Source organism: Streptomonospora alba, from assembly GCF_000826685.1.
GTDB classification, from domain to species: Bacteria; Actinomycetota; Actinomycetes; order Streptosporangiales; family Streptosporangiaceae; genus Streptomonospora; species Streptomonospora alba.
Genome location: NZ_JROO01000013.1, coordinates 66,472 through 88,545, shown reverse-complemented (window position 1 = coordinate 88,545; position 22,074 = coordinate 66,472). Strand labels below are relative to the sequence as shown.

The window sequence follows — 22,074 nt, the reverse complement described above, 5'->3', positions numbered from 1 at the left end:
ACCGCGGTGGCGGCGGGGCCGGGACAGAGCCGAACCTGGTGCCATGAGCCAAGCAGCAGCCGCCTCCGCCCCGGTCGGCCGTGACCTGTCCGGCCCTCTCGCCGTCTCGGCGGCCCTGTGCGCCGGTGCGGGACCGCCGCCGCACAGGGCTCCGCCGCGGACTCCGCGCGCCCTCGCGTCGGGACTCGCCGGCCTGCTCGGTCTCGTTCTCGGCGACCACTGCGCGGGGTGCGCGCGCCCCGGCGGCCGGCTCTGCCCCGACTGCGCCCGCGCGCTCGGCTCGCGGGCGCGGGTGTGCCGTCGGCGACCGGGATGCCCGCCGGTGTGGACGGCCGGCGGCTACTGCGGGCTGGAGCGCACCGTGCTGCTGGCGTTCAAGGAGCGCAGCGCGCGCGGCCTCGCCGCGCCGCTGGGCGCCCGCCTCGCCGGAGCCGTCGCCGCGGCGGCCCGGCACCGCGACGTGCTGCTGGTCCCCGTGCCCGCACGGCCGGCCGCCCTCCGCCGGCGCGGCTACGACCCCGTGCTGCTGCTGGCCCGCGCGGCCGCGCGCCGCTGCGGGATCGCCCGGCTGCCGCGGGCGCCGGTCCTGGCTCACCGGCGCCGCGTCAGCGACCAGGTCGGGCTGGGCCGCGACCGGCGCCGCGCCAATCTCACCGGTGCCCTGGCGGTGCGCGATCCCGCCGGACTGGCCGGACGGCGGGTGGTGGTGGTCGACGACGTCGTCACGACCGGGGCCACGCTCGCCGAGGCCGCCCGGGCGCTGCGCAGTGCGGGAGCGGTGGTGGCGGGTGGCGCGGTGCTCGCCGAACGCGGGTGAGGGCGTTCGCGCGGATGCGGGCGAACGTTTTACCTTCGTCCGCTCCTGCGGCGATCCGGGCCTTCCCGAGCGGTCGGGGCTCCCTCGCGGCGGATACGGAGCGGGATCACGACCTGACATCTGGCGGAACTCAGGTTAGCGTGCAGAGCATGGCACCCGTCCGGGTCCGTGGTTGCGCCGGGTACGGCGTCCCTTCGCTGGGGCGCCCGTTCGGCAAGCCGATGCCAGCCGCAGGCGAAACGGCCCACGTAAGGCGACTTTTCGTCGACCGATCACGGTGCGGCTTAGAGGTAAGTCCTGCCTCGCGGAGGGACCCGATGTCCCTCGGTCGCGGGAGAAGGGCAGTAGTCGCGCTCAAGCGCGGCGGGCCCCTCAGCAGGCGGATGTGGGGACGAAGACCAGGTCGGCCGGACGGGTGGCATCGCCGGTCGGTGCGCGGAGCGGGCGTTCGCCCCTCCGCGCCCGGCCCGATGCGGCGCCCGGCGGCAGCGGTGCGCGGCCCTGGCGCCGTCCCGTCGATCCCGGATTCCGACGCTCGTCGGGTCCCCGCACGTGCACCCGCCGGTGCACGGTCCTCCGCCCGTGGCGCACGCAGTCCTCACCCGGCGCCCGAGCGCGCTCGACCCGATGTGCGCCGATCTGTGCTCTGTGTCCGAATCCCTTCTGTGACCAGTGCGGATTCCTGCCTGCAAGCGGATATGAGCCGCGATCTTGTGGGTATACGCAGAGCCAAACTCGAAAAGGCCGGACCCAGTCACCGCGCGGCCCCGCCGGGAGCGCTCGCGAGGTGGCGGAAGGGAGGGCAGCGGAGTCACAGTGAGCTCCGCGCCCCGCGCGGAGCGGCAGTACCAAGCCGGGCCACCGGCCACCGGTGGCCACGCGTTGAAGGGGGTCTTGTGGACATCATCGTCAAAGGTCGACGCACCGGTGTCAGCGAGAAGTTCCGGCAGCACGTCGAGAACAAGCTCGAGAAGCTCTCCAAGTGGGAGAAGAAGGGCATGAGCGTCGATGTGGAGGTGTCCAAGGAGCGCAACCCGAAGCTCGCCGACATGCGCGAGCGGGTCGAACTGACCATCCGCTCCACCGGCCCGGTCATCCGCAGCGAGGCGTCCGCCGACGACCGCTACAACGCCCTCGACCTGGCGATCGGCCGCGTGGAGTCGCGGCTGCGCAAGGTCGCCGACCGCAACAAGGTGCACAAGGGCAACCGCGCCCCCGTCTCGGTCGCCGCGGCAACCGCCGACCTCGCCGGCGACACCGCCTCAGCACCCGGCGGGGATGTGGGCGCCGCGCCGGTCCCCGGCCCCGCCGAAAGCCCCGAAGAGTTCGACGGCAGCACGGTCGACGAGCAGTTCTCCGAGGATTTCGTCGAACTCGACACCCAAGGGGACGGCCCCGTCATCGTCAGGGAGAAGTTCCACTCGGCCAAACCGATGACCATCGACCGGGCCCTCATGGAGATGGAACTCGTGGGACACGACTTCTACCTGTTCCACGACCAGGACCGCGACGCCCCCAGCGTGGTCTACCGCCGTAAGGGCTTCAACTACGGAGTGCTCCGCCTGGTCGACTGACCCTCCGGGCACGGCCGCCCCTCGGGCGGCTCTGCCGCCCGCGGCCCCGGAGCCGGCGCTCCGGGGCCGCGGTTCGCGTGCCGAGGCGCTCGGCCGGGCAGGACTCAGTCCGCGGGGTCTCGGCCGTGACCGGGCAGGTCCTCCGCGGCGGCGCGGTGGCCCTCCTCGCCCTCGGCCCGCTGCCGGTCCTGCGCCTTGATCTTGTGCAGCGGCGTGTTGTGCGGCTCCTCCGCCTCGTAGCGCGGGTCGTCCAGCACCACGTCGGTGAAGATGTCGGAGACCAGGAACAGGACGCCGGCCACGGCCATCAGGCCCAGGCCGATTCCGATCAGCCACCAGTTCATGCTCAGCGAGATGCCGATCCCGCCGAGGAGGAACCCGATGAGGAAGATCGCGACCGAGACCCACGACGCGAGCCGTCCCCGGTGGGTGTTGGAGGGCGCGAAGTCGCCGCCTTCCCCCTGGTAGCCGCGGATGTAGCGGTAGGGCCGCCGGGCGCGCCTGCTCTTCTCGCCGTGCGCGGCCTGGGCGCCGGCGGTCTCGACTGCCTCGTCGTCCGCGCTCTTGCCATCCGTCATGGCGGCACCCCCTGGTACCGATCGGTGTGCACCGTCCTTCTGAACCGGATAACCCGAGCCGCGATTCGCAAACCGCCCGCCCACCGGCGGTTACGCGAGTGTGACGGTGATGCGACCATGTGTGAATGCACGGCGGGGGTACGGGGTCGCCTAAGATGGAATGCTGGGGGTCAAGGATCCGTCCCGCCTCCAGACGCGGGCCCAGATCTGCGAGGAGCGCATAAGAAGTGCCAGCCATACTCGACAAGGTCCTCCGCGCGGGCGAGGGCAAGATCCTGCGCAAGCTCAACAAGCTGAAGGACCAGATCAACTCGATCGAGGACGACTTCGTCGACCTCAGCGACGGCGAGCTGCGCGAGCTCACCGACGAGCTCCGCCAGCGCCACAAGGACGGCGAGTCGCTCGACGACCTGTTGCCCGAGGCCTTCGCCGCCGTACGCGAGGCGGCTAAGCGCACTCTCGGCCAGCGCCACTTCGACGTCCAGCTGATGGGCGGCGCCGCCCTGCATCTCGGCAACATCGCCGAGATGAAGACCGGTGAGGGCAAGACGCTGACCTCCGCGCTCGCGGTCTATCTCAACGCGCTGGCCGGCGAAGGCGCGCACGTGGTGACGCCCAACGACTACCTGGCCAAGCGCGACGCCGAGAACATGGGGCGCATCTACCAGTTCCTCGGCATGAAGGTCGGCGTGCTCGCGCCGGAGATGCCGCGCACCGAACGCCAGGCCGCCTACGCCGCCGACATCACCTACGGAACCAACAACGAGTTCGGTTTCGACTACCTGCGCGACAACATGGCCGTCTCCCTCGAGGAGACCGTCCAGCGCGGCCACTCCTACGCCATCGTCGACGAGGTCGACTCCATCCTCATCGACGAGGCCCGCACCCCGCTCATCATCAGCGGCCCCGCCGAGCAGAACTCGAAGTGGTACTCCGAGTTCGCCAAGATCGCCCCGCGCCTGGTCCGCGACACCGACTACGAGGTCGAGGAGAAGAACCGCACCGTCGGCATCACCGAGAGCGGTGTCGCCAAGGTCGAGGACTGGCTGGGCATCGACAACCTCTACGAGTCGGTGAACACGCCGCTGATCAGCTTCCTGAACAACGCCCTCAAGGCCAAGGAGCTCTACCGGCGCGACAAGGAGTACATCGTCAAGGACGGCGAGGTGCTCATCGTCGACGAGTTCACCGGCCGCGTGCTCCGCGGGCGCCGCTACAACGAGGGCATGCACCAGGCGATCGAGGCCAAGGAACGCGTCCAGATCAAGGACGAGAACCAGACCCAGGCCAAGATCACCCTGCAGAACTACTTCCGCCTCTACAGCAAGCTGGCCGGCATGACCGGTACCGCTGTCACCGAGGCCGCGGAGTTCGACCAGACCTACGGCATCGGCGTCGTGGCCATCCCCACGAACAAGCCGATGATCCGCTCCGACGAGCGCGATGTCATCTACAAGGGCGAGGACGCCAAGTTCGAGGCCGTCGTCGACGACATCGCCGAGTGCAACGAGAACGGGCAGCCGGTCCTGGTCGGCACGACCAGCGTCGAGAAGTCCGAGCTGCTGTCGAAGATGCTCAAGCGGCGGGGTATCGCCCACGAGGTCCTCAACGCAAAGAACCACGCGCGAGAGGCCTCGATCATCGCGCGGGCGGGCAAGCTCGGCGCCGTCACCGTCGCCACCAACATGGCCGGGCGCGGTACCGACATCATGCTCGGCGGCAACCCCGAGTTCATGGCCGACGAGGAGCTGCAGCGGCGCGGCCTGAGCCCGCTGGAGACCTCCGAGGAGTACGAGGAGGCCTGGCCCGAGGCGCTGGAGAAGGCCAAGAAGGAGGTCGAGAGCGAGCACGAGCAGGTCGTCGAGGCCGGCGGGCTCTACGTGCTCGGCACCGAGCGCCACGAGTCCCGGCGCATCGACAACCAGCTGCGCGGCCGCTCCGGCCGCCAGGGCGACCCGGGCCTCTCGCGCTTCTACCTCTCCCTCGAAGACGACCTCATGCGCCTGTTCAACAGCGGGCGCGTCGAGCTCATCTACGAGCGGCTGAACATCCCCGACGACCAGCCCATCGAGTCCAAGGTCGTCACCAAGGCGATCCAGTCGGCCCAGGCGCAGGTCGAGGCGCAGAACCTCGAGATCCGCAAGAACGTCCTGAAGTACGACGAGGTCCTCAACCGCCAGCGCAAGGTCATCTACGCCGAGCGCCGCAAGGTGCTCGAGGGCGCCGACCTGCGCGAGCAGGCCTCGGGCATGCTCGACGACGTGCTCGACGGCTACGTCCGCGCGGCCACCAACGAGGGCGACGCCGGCGACTGGGATCTCGACCGGCTGTGGCAGGCCTTCAAGCAGATCTACCCGATCAGCTTCAGCGTCGACGACCTCATCGAGGAGAACGGGGGCGAGGTCACGGCCGTGACCCCCGACGTCATCTCCGAGCGCGTGCTCGAAGACGCCCACGCGGCCTACGCACGCCGCGAGGAGGAGCTGGGCTCGGAGGCCATGCGCGAGCTTGAGCGGCGCGTGATCCTGGAGGTCATGGGCCGCAAGTGGCGCGAGCACCTCTACGAGATGGACTACCTGCAGCAGGGCATCGGCCTGCGGGCCATGGCCCAGCGCAACCCGCTGATCGAGTACCAGCGGGAGGGCTTCGACATGTTCCAGGAGATGCTCGAAGCCATCAAGGAGGAGTCCGTCGGCTACCTCTTCAACGTCGAGGTCCAGGTTCGCGGCAAGACCTCCGCGTCGGTCACTCCGGCCAGCGCCGCGGTCACGGCCGCAGGCGCCGCCGGCGGCGCTGTTGTCACGGCCGCCCCCGCCGAGGGCGGCGTGGCGACCAAGGAGGCCGGCGAGGAGGACGAGGCCGACAAGGTCCTCGGCGGCAAGCCGTCGGATTCGGCGAAGCCGGACGCCGAGGACGTCGTCGAGGCCGAGGCCGCGGCCGACCACGAGGCGGCGGCCGACAAGGACGCCCTCGACGACGGCGGCGAGGAGCTCGTGGTCTCCGGCTTCGGCCAGAGCCGTCCGAGCAGGCTGCAGTACTCCGCCCCCGCGGAGGACGGCACCGTCGACACCCGCACCGAGACGGTCGAGGACGCCTACGCGGGCGCGTCCCGCAACGCTCCGTGCCCCTGCGGCTCGGGCAAGAAGTTCAAGAAGTGCCACGGCGACCCGCGCAACCGCACCGCCTAGGTGTGATGTCCCGGCATGTCGGTAACAGCCGACACGCCCGTGACAGCGGTTGAACAAGAAGAGGGCCTTCTGATCCCGGTGCGGATTGCGACATCAGCACCGAGCATCAGGAGGCCCTCTTCTGTCCCCGTAACGCCCCGCTGGCCCCCACAGCGTTGATCTTGTACCTACGGTCACATGTGATCGCTCACAATGACCGCAGGTACAAGATCAACGGGGGAAAGCCGGGGACGAAGGCAGGGCGGCCCGGCAGGACTCGTTCCGCCGGCACATCGCCCTCGCCAAGCGGCACGGCAGGGCGCTGATGATCCACGACCGCGACCCCTGAGCGCGAAAAGAGGGGCGGATCCCGTCGCTTCTCGCGGGATCCGCCCCGATGTTGTCACCGGTGACGGGCTACTTCACGGTCGGTGCGGCGTCAGCCGCCGGACTTGCCACCGCTGCTGCCGCCGCGGTTTCCGGTGCTACCACCGCCGGAGCCCTTCTCGGGGCCTACAGGACCCGAGTCGCCCTTGGCCGCGGAGGCGTCCGGGTTGCTGGCGACCGAGGCCTGATCCTCCTCGGGTTCACGGCCCGGTGTGGGCAGGTTCAGGCGGGTGATCAGGAAGTAGAAGATCAGGTAGTAGATCGCGGCGTAGACCGCACCCATGAGCAGGATCCACCCCAGTCCCGTCGTGTTGGACTTGAAGGCGTTCAGCAGCATGTCGATGAGCCCCGCTGAGAACCCGAAGCCCAAATGCGCGTCGAGGGCGTTGAGGATGGCCATCGAGATGCCGGTGAGCACCACGTGCACGAAGAACAGGACCGGCGCGATGAAGATGAACGCGAACTCGATCGGCTCGGTGATACCGGTGACGAAGGCCGTCAGCGCGGCCGAGATCATGATGCCGCCGACGGCGGGGCGCTGGCTCGGGTGGGCGGCGCGCCACATGGCGAAGGCGGCCGCGGGCAGGCCGAACATCAGCACGGGGAAGAATCCGGAGAGGAAGCCGCCCGCAGTGGGGTCGCCGGCCAGGTAGCGGTTGATCTCGCCGTTGAAGACGTTGCCGGTTTCGGGGTCGGTGTAGCTGCCGAACACGAACCACACGACGGAGTTGATGATGTGGTGCAGACCGAAGGGCAGCAGGAGCCGGTTCACCATGCCGTAGACACCGGCGCCGACGGCGCCCGAGCCGACGATCCACTCGCCCAGGCCGTTGATCCAGCCGCCGACGGTGGGCCAGACGAAGCCGAAGGCCACGGCCACCAGCAGGGCGGCCACGGCGGTGATGATCGGGACGAAGCGCCGGCCGCCGAAGAAGCCCAGCCACGTGGGCAGCTTGATGCGGTAGTAGCGCTGCCACAGCAGTGCCGCGAGCAGGCCGATGACGATACCGCCGAGCACGTCGGTCGGGTTCTTCACGCCCCAGTTGATGACCTCGGTGCCCTCGGCGTCGAATGCCGTCACCGATTCGTGCAGCTGGCCGCTGGGGTCGAAGTTGAAGAACATGTACTTCGTCACGCGGTCGAAGACCACGTAGCCCACGACCGCCGCCAGCGCGGTGGAGCCGTCGGCGCGCTTGGCGAAGCCGATGGCCACGCCCACCGCGAACAGCAGGGGCAGAGCCTGGAACAGTGCGTCGCCGGCGGTGCCGATGACGCCGGCTACGGGCTCCATCCAGCCCATGCCTCCGGCGTCGGCGAGACCGCCGGGGTCGGGGCCGTTGCTGCCGAGCATGTCGCCCTGGCCCAGGCGCAGGAGGATCGCCGCCGCCGGCAGGACGGCGATGGGCATCATCAGGCTGCGGCCGATGCGCTGCAGCACGCCCAGAATCTTCGATGAGGATCCGGTGGCGGGTGGGCCTCCGGTGGCTGCCGAAGTGGAACTCACGGGTTCCTCCCAGTTCGAACGGGTCGGATGGGTGCGTACGCGTCGGACGCGTGCGCGGTGGAGCCGGGCGGTGGTCAGGATCCGCCCGGTCGTCGGGGGTCGAGGCGCGAATGCAGCGTGTACCGGTCGGCCCGGTACCGCGACGTCGCAAGCTCGACGCAGCGGCCGTTGGCGAAGCTGCGGCGCCGCATCGACAGCACCGGGCTGCCCTGGGGCAGGCCCAGCAGCTTGGCGTCGGCGGGGTCGCACACGCCGGCCTCGATCGTCTGCTCGCCGGAGTCCAGGATGATCCCGTACTCCTGCTCCAGCACCTCATACAGCGACCGGCCCGCCAGGGAGTGTCCGTCCAGGCCGGGCGCCAGATCGAGGGGGATGCTGGACCGCTCCACCGCCATCGGCTCGCCGTCGGCGGTGCGCAGGCGTTCGATGTGGTGCACCGGGGTCTCGGGCTCCAGCCCCATGGCCCGCGCCGTGCCGCCGCTGGCGGGCAGCACCCGGCGCACGAGGTCCTGTGCGCCGGGGCGGAACCCGCGGGCACGCATGTCCTCGGTGAAGGACGCGAGCGCCAGGGACATCTCGATCTTGGGCCGGGCGACGAACGTGCCCTTGCCCGGGACCCGGTAGAGCTTGCCCTCCGAGACCAGCAGGTCCACGGTCTGGCGCACGGTCATCCGCGACAGCTCGTAGCGCTGGCCGAGTTCGCGCTCGGAGGGGATCGGGTCGTCCACCGACAGGCCCGTCTCCACGATCCAGTCCAGTAGCAAGTCCCTGAGCTGTGAATACTTGGGGACTGGGCTCGTCGGATCGATCGCCATGGAGGATGCCTGTTCGGTCGGGTACGAGTCTGGTATGACTGGTATAGGCCGGACTAGACCACAGCACGGCCACACGTGTCAATATGTGGACTGCGGCACAGGCGACGACATCTGGCGGAGTGCCGTAGCCGCTGGCCACAGCGACGCATCGGCGCCCAGACGGATCCGAGGGAAGAACTGATGACAACCACGACGAGCGTGATGCGCTCGGAGATCGCCCAGCAGCCCGACGCGCTGCGCGCGACCCTGGACACGCTGCTGCCGTTGATCCCGGAGATCGCCGCCCTCGGTCGGGAGACCCGGCAGGTGCTGTTCATCGCCCGCGGCTCCTCCGACAACGCCGCCGTTTACGGCAGCTACCTCGTGCAAGCCCATTGCGGGCGCCTGGCCACCCTGGCCTCGCCGTCCATCGCCACCACCTACGGCGCCAAGGTCGACCTGTCCGGTGTGCTCGCCGTGGCCATCTCCCAGTCGGGCCGCACCGAGGAGATCGTCGACACCATGGCCTGGGCCGCCGACTGCGGCGCCCGCACGGTCGGCATCACCAACGGCGCCGACTCGCCCATGACCCGCACCGCCGACGTCGCCATGGTCACCCGGGCCGGCAGCGAGCGCGCAGTCCCGGCCACCAAGACCTACACGACCCAGCTGGCCGCCCTTGCCGTGCTGGCACTGGGACTCGGCGCCGACCTGGACCGCTCCGAGCTGCAAGCCGCGCCCGACGCCATCGACCAGGTGCTCGCCCGCCCCGGCGACGACGTCGACGCCATCGTCGAGCGCCTCGTCGGTGTGCAGGGCGCCGTGGTCTCCGGGCGCGGCATGGCCTTCTCCACCGCACTGGAGGCCGCCCTCAAGCTCAAGGAGGCGTGCTACCTGCACGCGATGGGCCTGTCGTACGCCGACCTGCTGCACGGCCCCATCGCCGTGGTCGACCGCTCCACACCGGCTTTGCTGACGGCCGCGAACTCCGGACCGACACTGGAGGGCACCGTCGCGCTGGCCGAACGCGTCAGCGCAGCGGGCGCTCCCGTCTACGCCGTCGGCGGCGGTTCGGCGCTGGCCGACGCCTGCGACCTGTGCGTGCCCATGCCCGACCTGCCCGAGTGGCTGGCCCCCATCGCGCTCATCGTCCCGGCCCAGCAGATCACCGAGCGGCTGGCCCGCAGGCTGGGCTACGACCCCGACTCGCCGCGCGGCCTGGGCAAGGTCACCCAGACCTAGCCCGCACACCGCCCGGGCGCCGTGTGGGCGCCGCCCTGTGCGCCGCCTAAGCTCGAATGGTCCCCGGCGCCACGGCGCCCCGGTCGTGGACCCCTCCGCGCACCGCACGCCCCGGCACCGGATCACGCATGACCGAACTGGAGGATCACATGGCCGACAAGGCAACGGCGATCGTCGCCGGGCTCGGCGGCGCCGACAACATCGAGGACATCGAGGCGTGCATCACCCGGCTGCGGACCGAGGTCGGCGACCCGGGCAAGGTCGACGAGCCGGCGCTCAAGGCCGCCGGCGCTCACGGGGTGCTCATCTCCGGAAACGTCGTCCAGGTCGTGGTGGGGCCCGAGGCCGACTCGCTCACCGACGACATCAACGACCTGCTCGACTGACCCGACCCAGCCGTCGGCCAGGCCGACAGCCAGGCTGACATCCGCCACCGGGCGCGGCCCGCCGCCGGCCGGCCGCGCCCCGTTCGCAGGAGGTGCCGCGTGCTCCAAGTGCTCGCTCCCGTCCCCGGAACCGCCGTCGCCATGGCGGAGGTCTCCGACCCCGTATTCGCTCAGGGCATGGTCGGCCCCGGTGCCGCCGTACGGCCCGCCGCCCGGCCGCAGGACGCCGCCGCGCCCATCAGCGGCCGCGTCGCCAAGCTGCACCCGCACGCGTTCATGGTGCTCGCCGAGAGCGGGCACGGTGTGCTGGTGCACTTGGGCATCGACACGGTCAAGCTCGACGGCGCCGGTTTCGAGAAGCTCGTCGAGGAGGGTGCGCACGTCGAGGCGGGCACTCCCGTCATCCGGTGGAACCCTGCCGACATCGAGGCCCAGGGCCTGTCCGCGATCGTGCCGGTCGCCGCGCTGGACGCCGACGCCGCCGTCGTCGGGTCGGTCGCCGACGGGGACGTGGCCGCCGGCGACCCGCTGTTCACCTGGTCCTGACGTCCTTCCCCGCCGAAGCGGCGGGCGGCGCCAGCGGCCGCCCGCTGGATGATCCCGCACCACCACCACCGACCGCCCCGTCCGGAGAACCCCCGATGAGGACCTACCCCGGCTCCCGCAGCCGCTGTGCGGCTTCGCTCAGAGCACAGGGCCCAGGCCCGGCCCACCGCCGCCGCTCCGGCGGCTCGGCCGAGTCGTCCGACGCCCCGTACACCCGGATCCGCACTCGCGGGAACGCGCCGCTCGGCGGAATCCGGTGCGCCGTCGGACCGGCGGTGGTCCCATGACCGCCGCCGACGGCCCCGCGCCCCGCGCCGCCCTCTTCGACCTCGACGGGACGCTGATCAACAGCGAGCCGCGCTCCATGGAGGTGTGGTCGCGGCTGCTGGACATGCACAACGTCCCCTACGACGAGAGCACCCTGCACCGCTTCATGGGCCGCCGCGGCGCCGACGTGTTCAACGAGGACCCGCACCTGTTCCCGGGCGTCACCTGGGACGTGCTGCTGGCCGAGCTCCAGATGATCCAGGCCGACCCGGACCTGCCGCCGTCACAGGAGCTGCCCGAGTCCGTGGCGTTCCTGCACCGCCTGTTCGCCCAAGGGGTGCCTTTCGGCCTGGTGACCTCCGCCGGCCGCGGATGGGCGCACGTCGCGCTGGAGCGGCTGGGCGTGCTGCCGATGTTCCGCGGCCTGGTCACAGCCGGCGACGTCACCGAGGGCAAGCCCGACCCGCAGGGCTACCTCAGCGGGGCCCGCATCCTGGACGAGGATCCCGCCCGCGTCGTGGTGTTCGAGGACACCCCGGCCGGTATCGAGGCGGGGCTGCGCGCCGGCATGCGCGTCGTCGCGATCACCACCACCCACGAACCCGCGGTCCTGAGCCGGGCCGACCTGGTCGTCGACCACCTCACCGAGGTCGACTGGCCACGGATCGGCCGGCGGGCACGACCCCAGCAGTAGCAACCGTCAAGAAAGGTGCGTCCCGTGGCGCAACGCCGAATCACAGTCCAGTCCGAGGTCGGCCTGCACGCCCGCCCCGCCGCTCTGTTCGTCGAGGCCGCCGCCAAGTCCGGCGGCGAGGTGACGGTCGCCAAGGGCGAGGGCCAGGGGGTTTCGGCCAAGAGCATCCTGGCCGTGATGGGCCTGGACGTCCGCAAGGACGACGAGATCGTCATCACCGCCGAAGGCGACGACGCCGAGCAGGTGCTCGACCGGCTCGCCGAGATCGCCGACGCGGGCTGAGTGGGGGAGAGCATGCCGCAGACGCTCAAGGGCGCCGGAGTCAGTCCCGGTGCGGGTTACGGGCCGGTCCGCCGGCTGGTGCGCGAGGTCCCGCAGCCTGACCCCGACGCCCGCCACGGAGGCGACGCGGCCGCCGAGGCCGACCGCGCGGTCGCGGCGATGGAGGAGACCGCCCGGGATCTCGGCGAACGCGGCGAGGCCGCCGGCGGCGACGCCGCCGAGGTGCTCAACGCCCAGGCGCTGATGGCTCGCGACCCCGCGCTCGCCGACGACGTGCGCAAGCGCGTGAACGAGGGAGCCTCGGCCGCCCGCGCCGTCTCCGAGGCGGTGGCGGTCTACCGCGAGATGCTCGCGGCCGCGGGGGAGTACATGGCCGCGCGCGTGGCCGACCTCGACGACGTGCGCGAGCGGATCGTCGCCAGGCTGATGGGGGCGCCCGTGCCCGGCCTCCCCGAGTCGGACGTCCCGTTCGTGCTGGTCGCCGAGGACCTGGCGCCGGCCGACACCGCCACGCTCGACCCCGAGCGGGTCGTCGCGCTCGTGACCCGCGAGGGCGGGCCCACCAGCCACACCGCCATCCTCGCCCGAGCGCTGGGCCTGCCCGCTGTCGTGGCCTGCCCGGGCGCCGACACCGTGGCGGAGGGAACGACGGTGCTGGTCGACGGCGCCACCGGCGACGTGGCCCTCGATCCCGAGCCGGGAGTCGTCGAGGCCGCCGTCGCCGCTTCGCGCGCCCGTGCCGCAGCCGCGGCCCAGAGCAGCGGGCCCGGTCGGACCGCCGACGGCCACGAGGTGCCGCTGCTGGCCAACATCGGCGGTCCCCACGACCTGCCGGCGGCGTTGGAGAACGGCGCCGAAGGGGTGGGGCTGTACCGCACCGAGTTCCTGTTCCTCGACCGCGCCGACGCTCCCGGCCACGATGAGCAGGTCGCCGCATACCGCGCGGTCCTGGAGGCGTTCCCCGGAGGGCGGGTCGTGGTACGCACCCTGGACGCCGGCGCCGACAAGCCGCTGGAGTTCCTCCCCGCGGGGGAGCAGCAGGAGCCCAACCCGGCGCTGGGGGAGCGCGGGCTGCGGATGATGCGCCGCCTGCCCGAGACCCTGGACATCCAGCTTGCGGCGCTGGCCGAGGCCGAGCGCGACACCGGCGCCCACCTTCAGGTCATGGCGCCCATGGTCACCGACGCGGCCGACGCCGAATGGTTCGCGGCCGCGGCGGCCAAGGCCGGCATCCAGCACGCGGGGGTGATGATCGAGGTCCCCGCCGCGGCTCTGCGGGCGCGCCACATCGCCGAGCACGTCGACTTCTTCAGCATCGGCACCAACGACCTCACCCAGTACACCTGTGCCGCCGATCGCGAGACAGGCGGCCTGGGACGCTTCCAGGACCCCTGGCAGCCCGGGGTGCTGGACCTGGTGGCGGCCTCGGCCTCCTCCGCCGCCGAGGCGGGCCGCACGTGCGGCGTGTGCGGGGAGGCGGCGGCCGATCCGCTGCTGGCGTGCGTGCTGACCGGGCTCGGGGTCACCAGCCTGTCGATGGGCGCCTCGGCCCTGCCGCTGGTGCGCGCCGCGCTGGCGCGCGCCGACCTCGCCCAGTGCCGCGCCGCCGCTGAGGCGGCCCGTGCTGCCCGGGGGCCGGAGGAGGCCCGCACCGCGGCGTCCGAGCAGCTCCCGGCCTTGGCCGAGCTGGGGCTCTAAGCAGAGCATCGGGCATCCGGGCTCCGGTGGGGAACCCGCCGGGGAGTACCCGCGACCGCCACCACAGCAGGCTCCGGTGACGGGGCTGTGTTCGGGCGTGCTCCGGGCGGCACGCAGCCGCCCGGCTCCCGGCGCTACACAGCCCCGTCACCGCGACCTCTACGGTGACCGGCCGCGTGCGTTCCCGGAGAACAGCTCGTTGCAGGTGCTCCCGGACCCGCTGCGGACCCCGGGCGTGTGCGCCAGGCGCTATCGTGGGGCGGGCCGCGACCGTGGGCGCACCGCCGCAGCCGCACGCTCGCCGCGCCGCCGTACGCGGCCTTCCCCCACCGCGCCGCCGTGCCGTGTCCGTTACCGGAAGGTCCGCATGCCGATCCGTTGCCTGCCCGCGCTGCTGGGCGCCGCCGTGCTGCTGCTGATCCCCGCCCTCGCGGGGTGCAGCCCGGGCTCCACCCCGCCCGAGGACTCCTCCGGCTCCGACTCCCCGCCCTCGCCCGACGGCGACGAGGCGGCCGAGCTGGCCCGGCAACGCCTGGGCGAGATGTCGGTCGAGGAGAAGATCGGCCAGCTGATGGTACTGCTGGCCAAGGGCACCACCGCCGAGGAGAGCGCCGATCTGGTCTCGACGTACCACCCCGGCGGGCTCATCTACTTCCCCGAGAACCTTGAGGGGGCGGAGCAGATCGGCGGCATGTCCAACGGCCTGCAGGACGCGGCGGCCGACAGCGGTGCCGGCATCCCGCTGTTCCTCGGCATCGACCAGGAGCAGGGCATGGTGGCGCGGCTGCCGGTGGGCACCCGCTTCCCCGACGCGATGGCGGTGGGCGCCACCCGCGACACGGCCCACGCCAGGGCGCTGGCGGGCGCGACCGCGGCCGAACTCACAGCGCTGGGCATCAACCTCGATTACGCGCCCGTCGCCGACGCCAACACCAACCCCGACAATCCGGTCATCGGCATCCGCTCGTTCGGCTCCGACCCCGATCTGGTGTCCGAGATGGCCGGGGCCGAGGCCGCCGCCTTCAGCAAGGGCGGCGTGGTCCCCGTCGTCAAGCACTTCCCCGGCCACGGCGACACCGACGTCGACAGCCACACAGGCCTGCCCGTCATCGAGAAACCGCGGCAGGAGTGGGAGCGGGAAGACCTGCCGCCCTTCCGCGCCGCCGTCGAGGCCGACGTGGACGCGATCATGACGGCGCACGTGCTCATGCCGGCGCTCGACGACTCCGGTGAGCCCTCGACGCTTTCTCCCGAGGTCATCGGCGGCATCCTGCGCGACGAGCTCGGCTACGACGGCATCGTCACCACCGACGCGCTGAATATGGAGGGCGTGCGCCAGACCCACTCCGACGGCGAGATCGCGGTGCGTGCCGTGCTCGCCGGAGCCGACCAGCTGCTGATGCCGCCGGACCCGCAGGCGGCCTTCGAAGCGCTGCGCGGAGCTGTGGAGGAGGGGCGCATCAGCTCCGAGCGACTGGACCGGTCGGTGCTGCGCATCCTGACCGCAAAGGCCGAACGGGGCCTGTTCGAGGCCGAACCCGCAAGCGCCGGGGCCGCCGCCGATGCGGTAGCCACGCAGGAGCACCGCGAGGCGGCCCGCACCCTGGCCGAGGACGCGGTGACACTGCTGCGCAACAGCGGCGGCGTGCTGCCGCTGGAGGCAGGGGCCACGGTCAGCGTGACAGGGCCCGGCGCCGAGGAGATCGGCGCGGGCTTGGAGGAGCTGGGGTACACGGTCGTCTCCGATCCCGCCGCAGCCGACGCCGCCGTGGTGGGAACGCGCAGCGCACGCGGCGACGCCGAGCAGAAGTCCCGCGTATCCGCCGCCCAGGGCACCGGAACGCCCGTGGTCGTGGTGGCCCAGGGCGATCCCTACGACATCGCCGAACTCGACGGGGTCGACGGATACCTGGCCACGTACTCCTCGGTGGACGCCTCCCGCGCGGCGGCGGCACGCGTGCTCGCAGGCGAGGTCTCCCCGTCCGGCAGGCTGCCGGTGAGCATCCCCGGTACCGACCTGGAGTTCGGGGACGGGCTGTCCTACTGAGCACGTCCGGCGGGCCGCACGGCCCGGTCCGGCCGGTCCCGGCCGTGCGGACGCGCGGCTACCGGCCGGACGTGCTGCGCTGCGCTCAGCCGTGGCGCTTGCCCTCCTGGCGGGCGAGCGAACGCAGGTGCACCTCGTCGGGGCCGTCGAAGATCCGCATGGCGCGCGCGTGGGCGTACATCTCGGCCAGCGGGAAGTCGTCGCTGACGCCTCCGCCTCCGTGCACCTGGATGGCGCGGTCCAGGACGTCCACCGCGGCCCGCGGCGCCGCCACCTTGATCGCCGAGATCTCCGTGCGCGCCTCCTTGGTGCCGCGGTTGTCGATCAGCCAGGCCGTCTTGAGCACCAGCAGCCGCGCCTGCTCGATGGCCAGCCGCGATTCGGCGATCTGCTGCTGGACCACCCCCTGGGCGGCCAGCGGCTTGCCGAAGGCCTCCCGCTGCTCGGCGCGGCGGACCATGAGCTCCAGCGCGCGCTCGGCCATGCCGAGGGCGCGCATGCAGTGGTGGATGCGCCCCGGGCCCAGCCGCGCCTGGGCGATCGCGAAGCCCTCTCCCTCGCCGGAGACGAGATTGGCGGCGGGCACCCGCACGTCGGTGAACCGCAGCTCGCAGTGGCCCTCCTGGTCCTGGTAGCCGAACACGGGCAGGGACCGGACGATCTCCAGGCCGGGTGTGTCGCGGGGGACCAGGATCATCGACTGCTGGCGGTGGGCGGGGCCGTCCGGGTCGGTCTTGCCCATCACGATGAAGATCTCGCAGCGCGGGTCGGCGGCGCCGCTGATCCACCATTTGCGCCCGTCGACCACGTAGTCGTCGCCGTCGCGGACGATGGAGGTGGCGATGTTGGCGGCGTCGGAGGAGGCCACGTCGGGCTCGGTCATGGCGAACGCCGAGCGGATGCGGCCCTCCAGCAGCGGCTCCAGCCACCGCTCCCGCTGCTCGGGGGTGCCGAACATGTGCAGCACCTCCATGTTGCCGGTATCGGGCGCCGAGCAGTTCAGCGCCTGCGGGGCCAGCACCGGCGAGCGGCCGGTCAGCTCGGCCAGCGGCGCGTAGTCGGTGACGCTCAGCCCGCCCACGTCGGGCAGGAAGAGGTTCCACAACCCGCGGCGGCGCGCCTCGGCCTTCAGCTCCTCCATCACGGGCGGAAGCTCGTGGCTGTCCCGCCCGGCTTCGGCGCGCTGGCGGTGGTACACGGATTCGGCCGGATAGACGTGCTCGTCCATGAACGACTGCAGTTCGGCAAGGCGGTCGCGGGCGGTGGCGCTGAGATCGAAGTCCATAACCGCAGTATGCCATCAGACCGACTGGTCGGTACTGTGCAGGCGGGCTGTCGTGCCGCCCTCGCGTCGCTTCGCCCGCGCTCCGCCCGCTGGGGGCGGCCGTGGCGGCGCGGGGATTGGCGGTGCCGTTGCCAGGGAAGAACCCGTCTCCCGGCACGGCGGTTCCGAGCCCCGTGCGGGGACCGGCGCCCGGTACCGGGCGCCCAGCTAGGGATGGAGGCGAGTATGGCCACCGAGTGCCGTGGAATCATCACCGATTGGGGCGGGGTCCTGACGACCCCGCTGCGCGAGACCATCACCGCCTGGCTGGCCGACGACGGCATCGACGACGCCCGCTACCGCGACGTCATGCGCTCCTGGGTCCAGGGCGCCTACGCCGACGGCTCCGTGGAGGCGAACCCCATCCACGCCCTGGAGCGCGGCGAGATGGCCACCTCGGAGTTCGAACGCCTCCTCGCGGCCGAGTTGCGGCTGGTGGACGGAGGTCCGGTTCCCGCCGAGGGCCTGATCAAGCGGATGTTCTCGGGCTTCCACCCGGTCGACGAGATGTACGCGGTGCTGCGCCAGGCCCGCGAGCAACGGGTGCGCACCTGCCTGCTGTCCAATTCCTGGGGCAACGGATATCCGCGTGACCGCTTCGACGCGACCTTCGACGCCGTCGTCATCTCCGGCGAGGTGGGCATGCGCAAGCCCGAGGAGGAGATCTTCCACCGCGCCGTCGAGCTGACCGGCCTGCCTCCGGAACAGTGCGTGTTCATCGACGACATCGAGCACAACGTGCACGCGGCGGTCGAGCTGGGCATGGTCGGCATCCTGCACCGCGACCCCGCCGAGACGCGCGACCGGCTGGCCGAGACCTGCGGCATCGAGTTGGACCCGATGCCCTTCTGACAGCCGCCCCTGCGGCGGGCGGCCGTGATCTCCATGCCGCTCGCCGCACCGCCGCGGGCCGCATCCCCGAGTGGAGGCGCTGCGCGCCCCGTGCTTTCGTCGCCTCTGGCAGACTTTCCGGGCGGACACTCTCCGCCCGACCATGAGAAACGATCCGCGGGACGACGATGCGCATCTACCTGCCCAGCACATTCCCCGGCCTCGCCGCCGTCCTGGACGAGGGCGAGATCAGCGGTCCGCCGCTGACCGCCTACGCCGTAACCGAGCGGCTGGCCGGTCCGGACACGGCGGACGACGACGAAGAGCTGGAGTACGAGGCGCTGCGCGGCGCCGCCGCGGCCTCGCTCCGCATGCTGAGTGCGGACCCCTCCGCGCCGCGCCGCCGCGCAGTGCTCGCCGCCGAGGCCCCCGACGCGGTCATCGGCCCGCCGCCCAGCGGGAGCGATCACCCGGCCGCCGTCACCCTCACCGGGACGGTTCCCCGCAAGCGCATCGCCGCGGTGCACGTCGACGCCCCCGGGGCCGAGGAGGCCGTCGCCGCGGCGGCCGCCGGTACCGGCCCCCAGGACGACGCCCTGGAGGAGCACGAACTCCTCTGGTACGCCACGCAAGAGCTGCCCCACCTCCTCGGCCGCGAGTGACCCGTCGATTCCCGTTGATCTTGTACCTACGGGCACCGGAAATCGCTTTCAGTGTCCGTAGGTACAAGATCAACGCTGTTCGGCGCTTTACCGGCTCCTGCCGAGCGGGTATGCATCATCGCGCAGCGCCCGCCGCCGGGAAGCGCGCACCCCGCGTCCGCCCCGCCCGGGCCGCCACCTACCCCGATCGGGAGGCAGTGCGATGGATGCCGTGACCGACGTTCCCGTCCCCGTCAACGAGCCCAACCTGAGCTACGCGCCGGGAAGCCCCGAACGGGCCGAGCTCGAAGCGGAGATCGCCCGCCAGTCGGCCGAGGAGACCGAGCTTTCGCAGGTGATCGGCGGCGAGCACAGTCTCGGCGCCGGCGAGTTGCTCCCCGCGCTCAAGCCCCACGGCCACGCCCACGTCCTGGGCCGGATGAGCAACGCCACACCCGGCGAGGCCGAGCGGGCGATCGAGGCCGCACGCGCCGCCGCCCCCGCCTGGCGCGCCATGTCCTTCGACGACCGCGCCGCCATCCTGCTGCGCGCCGCCGACCTGCTCGCCGGCCCCTACCGAGCCCGGGTCAACGCCGCCACCATGCTCGGCCAGTCCAAGTCCGTCTGGCAGGCCGAGATCGACGCCGCCTGCGAACTGATCGACTTCTGGCGGTTCAACGTCTCCTTCGCCCGCCGCCTCTACGCCGAGCAGCCCATCTCCGTACGCGGCGTATGGAACCGGCAGGAGCTGCGGCCGCTGGAGGGGTTCGTCCTGGCGATCACCCCGTTCAACTTCACCGCCATCGCCGGCAACCTGCCCACCGCGCCCGCCCTGATGGGCAACGTGGTGGTGTGGAAGCCTTCGCCGACCCAGACCTACTCCGCGCACTTCGTGATGCGCGTGCTGGAGGAGGCCGGGATGCCGCCGGGCGTGATCAACCTGGTCACCGGCGACGGCCACGCCGTCTCGGAGACGGCGCTGGCCCAGCCCGACCTCGCCGGCATCCACTTCACCGGGTCGGCGGGCACCTTCCAGCACCTGTGGCGCACCGCCGGCGAGCACATCGCCGACTACCGCTCCTACCCGCGCATCGTCGGCGAGACCGGCGGCAAGGACTTCGTCGTCGCCCACTCCTCGGCCGACCCCGACGTGCTGCGCACGGCGCTGATCCGCGGGGCCTTCGAGTACCAGGGCCAGAAGTGCTCGGCCGCCTCCCGCGCCTACATCCCGCGCAGCTTGTGGTCGTCGATGCGCGACAGCCTGCTCGACGAGGTCGGCAAGCTCACCATGGGCGACGTCACCGGCGACGTGTCGACGTTCATGGGCGCCGTGATCGACGACCGCGCCTTCGCCAAGAACGCGGGCGCGCTCAAGCGTGCCAAGGACACGGACTCCATCACCGTGCTGGCGGGCGGGGGAGCCGACGACAGCGTCGGCTACTTCATCGAACCCACCGTGCTGGAGTGCGACGACCCGACCGACGAGGTCTTCCGCACCGAGTACTTCGGTCCGATCCTGGCCGTGCACGTCTACGACGACTCCCGCTACGACCAGGTCCTTGAGCAGATGGCCGACGTCGCGCCCTACGCGCTGACCGGGGCGGTCGTCGCCCGCGACCGCGCCGCCGTCGCCAAGGCCGACGCCGCGCTGCGGTTCTCGGCCGGCAACTTCTACATCAACGACAAGCCGACGGGGTCGATCGTGGGCCAGCAGCCCTTCGGCGGCGCTCGCGCCAGCGGCACCAACGACAAGGCGGGGTCGGTGTTCAACCTGGCCCGCTGGGTCAGCCCGCGCGCGATCAAGGAGACGTTCAACCCGCCCACGGACTGGCGCTATCCCCACATGGGGTGAGCCGGCCGCCGGCACTGCGCCGGGGCCGAGGCGGGCGAGGCCCGCTGCGCCCCGGCGCGGGGGACGCGGGTCCCCTTTCCGCTCGGCGCCGCCGCAGGCGGCCTCCCAGACGCAGGGGAGCGCAGGGTGGACTACTGTAAGCCTCACGCCGGTGCCGAACGGGCGCTCCCGCCGCCCCGCGGCCCCGCACAGCGGTGCGTCCGGCCGCCTGGGGACGGCGGAGGCCTGTGGTTCCGGTGCGAGGCAGAATTGTGGTGGAAAAGCCCGCACGCCCTTGAGGAGGCTGCCATCAGCCGGCTGGTGTTGTGGAATATCGACCTCACGCTCGTCGACGTCGCCCAGGTGACGCGAGCGGCCTACGCTGAGGCCTTCGAGCAGGTCACCGGGGTGCCGCTGGTGTATCTGGCCTCAACCGGAGGACGCACCGACTCCGAGATCTTCTTCGAGTTCCTGGCACGCAACGACGTGCGGCTGGACCCGGGCGAGGAACCGCTGTCCGACTTCGTCGACGCCCTGGGCGAGGCGTTCGCCCGCCGCCGCGACCAGCTGACGGCGCGCGGACGGGCGATGTCGGGAGCACCCGAGGCGCTGGCGGCCGTCGGCGGGCTTGAGGACACCGTGCAGACCGTGGTCACCGGCGCGATCATGGCCAACGCCGTGGCCAAGCTCTCCGCCTTCGGCCTCGACGGCTACCTCGACCTGAGCATCGGCGGATTCGGCTCCGAGCACTACCCCAAGGGCAGCCTCATCCAGTTCACCCGCATGCGCGCGGCCCAGGCCCACGGATTCGCGTTCCCCGAGTGGTCCACGGTCTACATCAGCGACTCCCCGCGCGACGTCGAGGCCGCCCTGATCGGCCACGCGACGCCGATCGGCGTGGTCAGCGGGTCGGCCACCGAGTCCCAGCTGCGCTCCGCCGGGGCGAAGTACGTGCTGGAGGACCTCACCGACACCGTGCGCCTGGTCAGCGCCGTGCGCGAGGCCACTTCCGGCACCGGGTGAGCACCGGCGGGCACAGCGAGTACCCCGCGGATCACGTCGTATGCGCGCCCTGACCGGCAGCGGCCGCACGCCTTGCCGCCCCGCGCCTCAGGCGTACCGTGGACGCGGGCCCCGGCCGGGGCACACGCCGCGGGGGCCGCCTCGAACCGTGCGGGTCCGCGCGGTTGCGCAATCCGCTCCTAATCACCGAAACGCACAGTTAACGGTGTTGATCACAACACCGCGGGACGCGACCCAGTAACCTGGTCCGCGGCGGGGCCGGACAACGGAGTCCGGCCGTTGCACCGCACCTGTGCGCACAGGTTTCCCCTCCCGTCATCCGGAGAGCGGGAACATCACAGGCGCCCACCCGGCGCCCCACAACTCGATACGACTCGACGTCCCGGATCCGCCCGCAGATCCGGGGCCGGCCCCCTACGACTCACAAGGGAGTGAGGTCGC

Annotated in this window: 18 protein-coding genes and 1 pseudogene; 15 read left to right on the top strand and 4 right to left on the bottom strand. The window is 71.8% G+C overall.

The window, feature by feature from the left end; translation table 11 throughout:
- The first annotated feature begins 43 nt into the window (after positions 1-43).
- Together LP52_RS08175 and hpf are read left to right on the top strand one after the other, a co-directional pair.
- Entirely contained in the window at positions 44-817 is a 774-nt protein-coding gene (locus LP52_RS08175; protein WP_084723012.1) for a ComF family protein, read from the top strand.
- Between the two features lie 896 nt (positions 818-1,713).
- Positions 1,714-2,391, top strand: coding sequence for a ribosome hibernation-promoting factor, HPF/YfiA family (hpf, locus tag LP52_RS08170; RefSeq protein ID WP_040272118.1), 678 nt, complete (start codon positions 1,714-1,716; stop codon positions 2,389-2,391).
- Between the two features lie 104 nt (positions 2,392-2,495).
- Here the strand turns inward: hpf and LP52_RS08165 are convergent, their stop codons facing one another.
- Positions 2,496-2,969 (bottom strand): MFS transporter, encoded by a 474-nt coding sequence (locus LP52_RS08165; protein WP_238580790.1) that lies wholly within the window; start codon positions 2,967-2,969, stop codon positions 2,496-2,498.
- Between the two features lie 227 nt (positions 2,970-3,196).
- Between LP52_RS08165 and secA the strand changes: the two genes are divergently transcribed.
- On the top strand, positions 3,197-6,157 hold the full coding sequence (gene secA / locus LP52_RS08160) for a preprotein translocase subunit SecA (RefSeq protein ID WP_040272117.1): 2,961 nt from the start codon (positions 3,197-3,199) through the stop codon (positions 6,155-6,157).
- A gap of 220 nt (positions 6,158-6,377) precedes the next feature.
- Positions 6,378-6,479 (top strand): annotated as a pseudogene (locus LP52_RS28315) (AraC family transcriptional regulator); the annotation flags it as partial.
- A 96-nt stretch (positions 6,480-6,575) separates the two neighbouring features.
- Here LP52_RS28315 and LP52_RS08155 read toward each other — a convergent pair.
- On the bottom strand, positions 6,576-8,027 hold the full coding sequence (locus LP52_RS08155) for a PTS transporter subunit EIIC (RefSeq protein ID WP_040272115.1): 1,452 nt from the start codon (positions 8,025-8,027) through the stop codon (positions 6,576-6,578).
- A gap of 74 nt (positions 8,028-8,101) precedes the next feature.
- Entirely contained in the window at positions 8,102-8,842 is a 741-nt protein-coding gene (locus tag LP52_RS08150; protein WP_040272114.1) for a GntR family transcriptional regulator, read from the bottom strand.
- A gap of 180 nt (positions 8,843-9,022) precedes the next feature.
- Between LP52_RS08150 and LP52_RS08145 the strand changes: the two genes are divergently transcribed.
- From LP52_RS08145 to LP52_RS08115, 7 genes are all read left to right on the top strand, one after another.
- Positions 9,023-10,063 (top strand): SIS domain-containing protein, encoded by a 1,041-nt coding sequence (locus tag LP52_RS08145; protein ID WP_040272112.1) that lies wholly within the window; start codon positions 9,023-9,025, stop codon positions 10,061-10,063.
- A 149-nt stretch (positions 10,064-10,212) separates the two neighbouring features.
- On the top strand, positions 10,213-10,449 hold the full coding sequence (locus LP52_RS08140) for a glucose PTS transporter subunit EIIB (RefSeq protein ID WP_040272182.1): 237 nt from the start codon (positions 10,213-10,215) through the stop codon (positions 10,447-10,449).
- 99 nt (positions 10,450-10,548) lie between these two features.
- The gene (locus LP52_RS08135) at positions 10,549-10,995 is read left to right on the top strand and encodes a PTS sugar transporter subunit IIA (RefSeq protein WP_040272110.1); all 447 of its coding nucleotides are present in this window, start codon (positions 10,549-10,551) and stop codon (positions 10,993-10,995) included.
- 283 nt (positions 10,996-11,278) lie between these two features.
- Complete coding sequence (locus LP52_RS08130; protein ID WP_040272108.1) at positions 11,279-11,956, top strand: HAD family hydrolase; 678 nt, start codon at positions 11,279-11,281, stop codon at positions 11,954-11,956.
- A 24-nt stretch (positions 11,957-11,980) separates the two neighbouring features.
- Positions 11,981-12,238 carry an HPr family phosphocarrier protein gene (locus LP52_RS08125; RefSeq protein ID WP_040272107.1) on the top strand — a complete coding sequence of 86 codons (258 nt, stop codon included), beginning with the start codon at positions 11,981-11,983 and terminating at the stop codon, positions 12,236-12,238.
- A 12-nt stretch (positions 12,239-12,250) separates the two neighbouring features.
- Positions 12,251-13,936 carry a phosphoenolpyruvate--protein phosphotransferase gene (gene ptsP, locus LP52_RS08120; protein WP_040272106.1) on the top strand — a complete coding sequence of 562 codons (1,686 nt, stop codon included), beginning with the start codon at positions 12,251-12,253 and terminating at the stop codon, positions 13,934-13,936.
- Positions 13,937-14,303: 367 nt separating this feature from the next.
- Positions 14,304-15,983, top strand: a complete 1,680-nt coding sequence (locus LP52_RS08115; RefSeq protein ID WP_040272104.1) for a glycoside hydrolase family 3 protein — start codon at positions 14,304-14,306, stop codon at positions 15,981-15,983.
- Between the two features lie 85 nt (positions 15,984-16,068).
- On the opposite strand, the gene LP52_RS08110 is transcribed toward LP52_RS08115, so the two are convergent.
- Positions 16,069-17,268 (bottom strand): acyl-CoA dehydrogenase family protein, encoded by a 1,200-nt coding sequence (locus LP52_RS08110; RefSeq protein WP_040272102.1) that lies wholly within the window; start codon positions 17,266-17,268, stop codon positions 16,069-16,071.
- 225 nt (positions 17,269-17,493) lie between these two features.
- Here LP52_RS08110 and LP52_RS08105 point away from each other — a divergent pair, with 225 nt between their 5' ends.
- The 4 genes from LP52_RS08105 (at position 17,494) to LP52_RS08090 (ending at position 21,633) form a co-directional block, all read left to right on the top strand.
- Positions 17,494-18,159, top strand: coding sequence for an HAD family hydrolase (locus tag LP52_RS08105; protein WP_040272100.1), 666 nt, complete (start codon positions 17,494-17,496; stop codon positions 18,157-18,159).
- Between the two features lie 167 nt (positions 18,160-18,326).
- Complete coding sequence (locus tag LP52_RS08100) at positions 18,327-18,800, top strand: DUF6912 family protein (protein WP_040272098.1); 474 nt, start codon at positions 18,327-18,329, stop codon at positions 18,798-18,800.
- Between the two features lie 202 nt (positions 18,801-19,002).
- Positions 19,003-20,631 (top strand): L-glutamate gamma-semialdehyde dehydrogenase, encoded by a 1,629-nt coding sequence (pruA, locus tag LP52_RS08095; RefSeq protein ID WP_040272096.1) that lies wholly within the window; start codon positions 19,003-19,005, stop codon positions 20,629-20,631.
- Positions 20,632-20,934: 303 nt separating this feature from the next.
- Positions 20,935-21,633 carry an HAD family hydrolase gene (locus LP52_RS08090; RefSeq protein WP_193789965.1) on the top strand — a complete coding sequence of 233 codons (699 nt, stop codon included), beginning with the start codon at positions 20,935-20,937 and terminating at the stop codon, positions 21,631-21,633.
- Positions 21,634-22,074 lie beyond the last annotated feature (441 nt).

Excerpts from the sequence above, each read along its gene's own strand:
- LP52_RS08110 (WP_040272102.1), bottom strand. The coding sequence starts at position 17,268 with ATGGACTTCGATCTCAGCGCCACCGCCCGCGACCGCCTTGCCGAACTG.
- LP52_RS08100 (WP_040272098.1), top strand. The coding sequence starts at position 18,327 with ATGCGCATCTACCTGCCCAGCACATTCCCCGGCCTCGCCGCCGTCCTG.
- LP52_RS08175 (WP_084723012.1), top strand. The coding sequence starts at position 44 with ATGAGCCAAGCAGCAGCCGCCTCCGCCCCGGTCGGCCGTGACCTGTCC.
- ptsP (WP_040272106.1), top strand. The coding sequence starts at position 12,251 with ATGCCGCAGACGCTCAAGGGCGCCGGAGTCAGTCCCGGTGCGGGTTAC.
- LP52_RS08145 (WP_040272112.1), top strand. The coding sequence starts at position 9,023 with ATGACAACCACGACGAGCGTGATGCGCTCGGAGATCGCCCAGCAGCCC.
- LP52_RS08115 (WP_040272104.1), top strand. The coding sequence starts at position 14,304 with ATGCCGATCCGTTGCCTGCCCGCGCTGCTGGGCGCCGCCGTGCTGCTG.
- LP52_RS08105 (WP_040272100.1), top strand. The coding sequence starts at position 17,494 with ATGGCCACCGAGTGCCGTGGAATCATCACCGATTGGGGCGGGGTCCTG.
- LP52_RS08140 (WP_040272182.1), top strand. The coding sequence starts at position 10,213 with ATGGCCGACAAGGCAACGGCGATCGTCGCCGGGCTCGGCGGCGCCGAC.
- LP52_RS08130 (WP_040272108.1), top strand. The coding sequence starts at position 11,279 with ATGACCGCCGCCGACGGCCCCGCGCCCCGCGCCGCCCTCTTCGACCTC.
- LP52_RS08165 (WP_238580790.1), bottom strand. The coding sequence starts at position 2,969 with ATGACGGATGGCAAGAGCGCGGACGACGAGGCAGTCGAGACCGCCGGC.
- LP52_RS08150 (WP_040272114.1), bottom strand. The coding sequence starts at position 8,842 with ATGGCGATCGATCCGACGAGCCCAGTCCCCAAGTATTCACAGCTCAGG.
- pruA (WP_040272096.1), top strand. The coding sequence starts at position 19,003 with ATGGATGCCGTGACCGACGTTCCCGTCCCCGTCAACGAGCCCAACCTG.